Genomic DNA, 4,722 nt, shown 5'->3' on the forward strand with positions numbered 1-4,722 from the left:
GAGGGCGGGGTGTGCGCTTCGGGGCGCTCGGCGCGGGCGGCGGGGACCGCGCTTCCGGGGGCCGCGCCCGGTGGCGCGCCCGTGGTGCCCGATGCGGTGCCGGCCGTGGTGGGCGCGGCGGGGTCGGCCTCCGGCCGTTCCGCGTCGTCGGCGGGCGAGGGCACGGGGGCGCCGGAGGGTGCTGCAGGCTGCGCGGCTCCGGGGGCGGTGGATCTCCGCGGCGGCTTGGGGGACGACGCGCCCGGCGCCGCACCGCGGTCGGACCGCGCGGCGCGGCGCTGCGTGCCGGGGAAACGGGCGCTCCAGCGAGTGAAGTTCACGGAGGTGTACCTCTTACTTCGCGTCGCGGCGCCGAGTCGGTCCGGCGGCCAGAAGGTACCTCCCGGCCGTTGGCTGGCGGAAGGTCGGGCGGGGGCGCGCCGAGCGCCCTCTGGCGTGATGCAGCAAACGTCCCAATTCCTCGCGCTTGTCACTCTTTGCAGATACGAGCCCACCCATGGTCACACGTCCAGTGTGGCCGACCGGACTGACATACGTCAGACGCCGGGGTGGCGGGTGGAGTTCCTGACCGCGTCCTTGACCGCCCGTTCGACTGAACGCAACGGTGAACGTATGGCCGAGAAGGGCATATGGTCCAGGGCTATGCCCGGCAGACACCGTAAGCGCGGTGTCCCCGCTCCGCGCTCCGGGCCCCCGAAGGGGCGTCAACCCCGCGCCACTCCCGCCGTCAACTCGCCTCGTTGTGCCGCCCCGTGCCCGCCGCGAGTTCGAACTCCGCCCTCGGGTGCTCCAGGGAGCCGAGCGAGACGATCTCGCGTTTGAAGAAGGCGGCGAGCGTCCATTCGGCGAGCACGCGGGCCTTGCGGTTGAAGGTCGGGACGCGGCTGAGGTGGTAGGCGCGGTGCATGAACCACGCCGGATAGCCCTTCAGCTTCCGCCCGTACACGTGTGCCACGCCCTTGTGCAGCCCCAGGGACGCGACCGAGCCGACGTACTTGTGGGCGTACTCCTGGACGGGCTCGCCCCGCATGGCCGCGACGATGTTCTCCGCGAGCACCTTGGCCTGGCGGAGGGCGTGCTGGGCGTTGGGCGCGCACTCCTTGCCGGGCTCGTCGGCGGTCACGTCCGGTACGGCGGCGGCGTCACCGGCGCCCCAGGCGTGCTCGACGCCCTCCACCTGGAGCGCGGCGGTGCACTTCAGGCGGCCGCGCTCGTTGAGCGGGAAGTCGGTCGCGGCCAGGATGGGGTGCGGTTTGACGCCGGCCGTCCATACGAGCGTGCGGGTCGGGAAGCGTGACCCGTCGTCCAGTACGGCGACGCGGTTCTCGGACGACTCCAGGCGCGTGTTCAGCCGCACATCGATGTTGCGGCCGCGCAGCTCCCGTATCGCGTACTCGCCCATCTCCTCGCCGACCTCGGGCAGGATGCGGCCGGTCGCCTCGACGAGCAGCCACTTCATGTCCCCGGGGCGGACGTTGTGGTAGTACCGCACCGCATAACGGGCCATGTCCTCCAGCTCGGCGAGCGCCTCGACGCCCGCGTAACCGCCGCCCACGAAGACGAACGTCAGCGCGGCGTCCCGGACCGCCGGGTCGCGGGTGGAGGAAGCGATGTCGAGTTGCTCCAGTACGTGGTTGCGCAGCCCGATGGCTTCCTCGACGGTCTTGAAGCCAATACCGAAATCGGCCAATCCGGGGACGGGCAGGGTGCGCGAGATCGAGCCGGGTGCCAGCACCAGCTCGTCGTACCGCGTTTCGACGGCGCCGGTGCCCTCCTCCTCCGTGGCCAGCGTCTTCACGGTGGCGGTGCGCTTGGCGTGGTCGATGCCCGTGACCTCGCCGATGACGACCTGGCACAGGGGCAGCACACGGCGCAGGGGTACGACGACGTGGCGGGGCGAGATGGAGCCGGCCGCCGCTTCCGGCAGGAACGGCTGGTAGGTCATGTACGGCTCAGGGTCGACCACCACGATCTCGACCGTGCCGCCCTGTAGTTCCTTCCTGAGCTTCCGCTGCAGGCGGAGGGCGGTGTACATGCCCACATAGCCGCCGCCGACCACGAGAATGCGCGCCGGGTGCTTCACAGAGGATCTCCTCGCGACGTCGCCCGTGGCCCGTGGGGTGCGTCCGGGGCCGTCGGTCCGGCCCGCGGCGGAGCCACGATCAGGTGCTGTGTACCCGCTTCGGGACACAGCATTTCTCCATGACGCACCCCCGTCGCCTCTTTGTCCACAGGACAGGCGAAATACGGTCGGTGCCCCGCAAGCCCTGTTGGAACCTCCCCTTCCGCCGGTGTGGAATGAGCTCCGCAGGTCAGACGGGGGGTGCGAGATGGCGGGAGTGTACGGAAACGGGATGGAACGGGCGCGTACTCCGTTCGAGGGGCGGACTGTACGGAACTGCCCCCTTCATTCTTGACCTGCGCTCAACTATGTTCGTACCTCGTCGGGGTGGAGCCTGTTGTCGGCTGCCCCGGCAGTCAGGGCGGGGAGTCTCCGGGGGGAGACGTCATTACCGGGGGATCATCTATGCACATGCAGAGTTCTCATTGGCCGGCGGCTGTGGCGTCCGTGCCGGGTGACCGGACCGGGGGCGTGGGCGAGGCCGGCGTGCCCGGCCGGACCACACCGCTCCGGGTGGACGCACAGCGCAACTTGGAACACGTTCTGCGAGCTGCCCGTGAAGTCTTCGGCGAGCTGGGATACGGCGCGCCAATGGAGGACGTGGCCCGCCGGGCCCGGGTCGGGGTGGGCACGGTCTACCGCCGCTTCCCGAGCAAGGACGTGCTGGTCCGCCGGATAGCGGAGGAGGAGACCGCGCGGCTGACGGACCAGGCGCGCACCGCACTCGGGCAGGAGGACGACCCGTGGTCGGCCCTCTCGCGCTTCCTGCGCACGTCCGTGGCGTCCGGCGCCGGCCGCCTGCTGCCGCCGAGCATCCTTCGGGTGGGCAGCGGCGTGGACGGGGCCGACGGGCTCACGGGGGCGCGGGTGCCGCAGCAGCGGTCGGCGCCCGAGCCGGCCGTCGCGCCCGGCGAACTGCGCATCGTCGCGCAGCGCACGTCGCCGGACGAGGAGTCGGCCCAGCAGCATTCCAACGGGCAGGCCCCGGACGGACCGGTGGCGGACAGCGGGGGCGCCCAGGCGCTTCTGGACGTCGTCGGGCAGCTCGTGGAGCGGGCACGCGAGGCCGGGGAGCTGCGCGCCGATGTCACGGTGTCGGACGTGCTGCTGGTGATAGCGACGGGTGCGCCCTCGCTTCCGGACGCGGCGCAGCAGCAGGCCGCCTCCGCGCGGCTGCTGGAGATCCTCCTGGAGGGTCTGCGGTCGCGGCCGGTGGCCTGAGGAGGGACGGCTTGCGGGGCCGGCCGGGGCAGTGGCCCCGGCCGGCCCTTCGCCTTGGAGGCCGCCCGAATGCCCCGGTGCCCCTATGCCAGGGGGCCGTACGCCTTGGTGTCCGTACACGCCCGGCGCACCCCTAAGCCTGCAAGCATGCCCCGAAAGAGCGAGGGCTAGAGCTGTTAGACAGTAAGTCAATCCGGATGAGTGATTGCACCGCTGCCCCGTAAGGGTTCGGCCATCCTTGTGACAGGCTTGCGCGATGTTGAGATGCGGGAGCGTGGTCCGGGGGCCTCGGCGATGACATTTGAGGGGCGTGAAGAGCGCGACGGCGGCTTCGTCGGCGCGGAATCCACCACCTCCGGCAGCGACAGTGCCCGGCCGGAAGCCGTGCCGCAGCAGCGCGTGCCCAAGGACCGCGGTGCCCGGGCGGTCGGGCAGAGCCCTTCCGGCCCTTCCGTAGCGGAGTCCGGTACATCCGGTGGGTCCGACGCATCCGGCACGTCCCCGTCCGATGCCGAGCTCGTCGCCCGTATGCGCGCCGGTGACGACAGCGCCTACGAGGAGCTGTACCGCCGGCACGCCGAAGCCGTACGCCGCTACGCCCGCACCTGCTGCCGGGACGCGCACACCGCGGAGGACCTGACCGGCGAGGTCTTCGCACGCACGCTGCAGGCGGTGCGCCGCGGAGCCGGGCCGAAGACCGCAGTGCGCGCCTACCTGCTCACCACCGTGCGCCGCGCGGCCGCCGACTGGGGCAAGAGCGCCAAGCGCGAGCATCTGGTCGAGGACTTCGCGGTCTTCGCGTCCTCGGCGGCCGGCTCCTCCATGGACGACGACACGCTCGACCTCGGGGCCGACGTGCGCGCCATGCACGAGGCCGAGCAGGACATGGCCGTCCAGGCGTTCCGCAGCCTCCCCGAGCGCTATCAGACGGTGCTGTGGCACACGACGGTCGAGGAGGAGTCCCCGAGCGAGGTCGCGCCGCTCCTCGGACTGTCCGCCAACGCCACGGCCGTGCTCGCGCACCGGGCCCGTGAGGGACTCAAGCAGGCGTACCTCCAGGCACACGTCAGCCAGTCCCTGACGGCGGGCGGCGACTGCGCCCGGTACGCGGACCAGCTGGGCGCCTACGCGCGCGGCGGCCTCCGGGTGCGGGCCGAGCGCGGGCTGCGCAAGCACCTGGACGAGTGCCCGCGCTGCCGGCTGGCGGCGCTCGAGGTCGCGGACGTCAACCAGCGCATTCGCGCGGTGCTGCCGGTCGCGGTCATCGGCTGGTTCGCCGCCGGGTACGCGATCAAGGGCGCGGCCGCGTTCACCGGGGTCGCCGGAGCGGGCGCTGCGGCCGGTGCCGGTGCCGCGGCGGCCGCCGGGGGCTCGGGGTC

3 protein-coding genes and 1 pseudogene are annotated in these 4,722 nt (G+C 72.2%); 2 read left to right on the top strand and 2 right to left on the bottom strand.

What is annotated here, in order from left to right:
- Positions 1-320 (bottom strand): annotated as a pseudogene (locus CCS38_RS00280) (hypothetical protein); the annotation flags it as partial.
- A gap of 407 nt (positions 321-727) precedes the next feature.
- Complete coding sequence (locus CCS38_RS00285; RefSeq protein ID WP_263301550.1) at positions 728-2,035, bottom strand: NAD(P)/FAD-dependent oxidoreductase; 1,308 nt, start codon at positions 2,033-2,035, stop codon at positions 728-730.
- Positions 2,036-2,527: 492 nt separating this feature from the next.
- Here CCS38_RS00285 and CCS38_RS00290 point away from each other — a divergent pair, with 492 nt between their 5' ends.
- Positions 2,528-3,343, top strand: coding sequence for a TetR/AcrR family transcriptional regulator (locus tag CCS38_RS00290; protein WP_223731139.1), 816 nt, complete (start codon positions 2,528-2,530; stop codon positions 3,341-3,343).
- A 294-nt stretch (positions 3,344-3,637) separates the two neighbouring features.
- On the top strand, positions 3,638-4,722 hold a 1,085-nt coding region (locus CCS38_RS00295; RefSeq protein WP_223731140.1), incomplete at its 3' end, for a sigma-70 family RNA polymerase sigma factor.

This window comes from Streptomyces purpurogeneiscleroticus (assembly GCF_020024005.1).
In the GTDB taxonomy this organism is placed as follows: domain Bacteria; phylum Actinomycetota; class Actinomycetes; order Streptomycetales; family Streptomycetaceae; genus Streptomyces; species Streptomyces purpurogeneiscleroticus.

What these genes read in the sequence shown, in the direction of transcription:
- CCS38_RS00290 (WP_223731139.1), top strand. Translation starts at nt 2,528, where the DNA reads ATGCACATGCAGAGTTCTCATTGGCCGGCGGCTGTGGCGTCCGTGCCG.
- CCS38_RS00285 (WP_263301550.1), bottom strand. Translation starts at nt 2,035, where the DNA reads ATGTACACCGCCCTCCGCCTGCAGCGGAAGCTCAGGAAGGAACTACAG.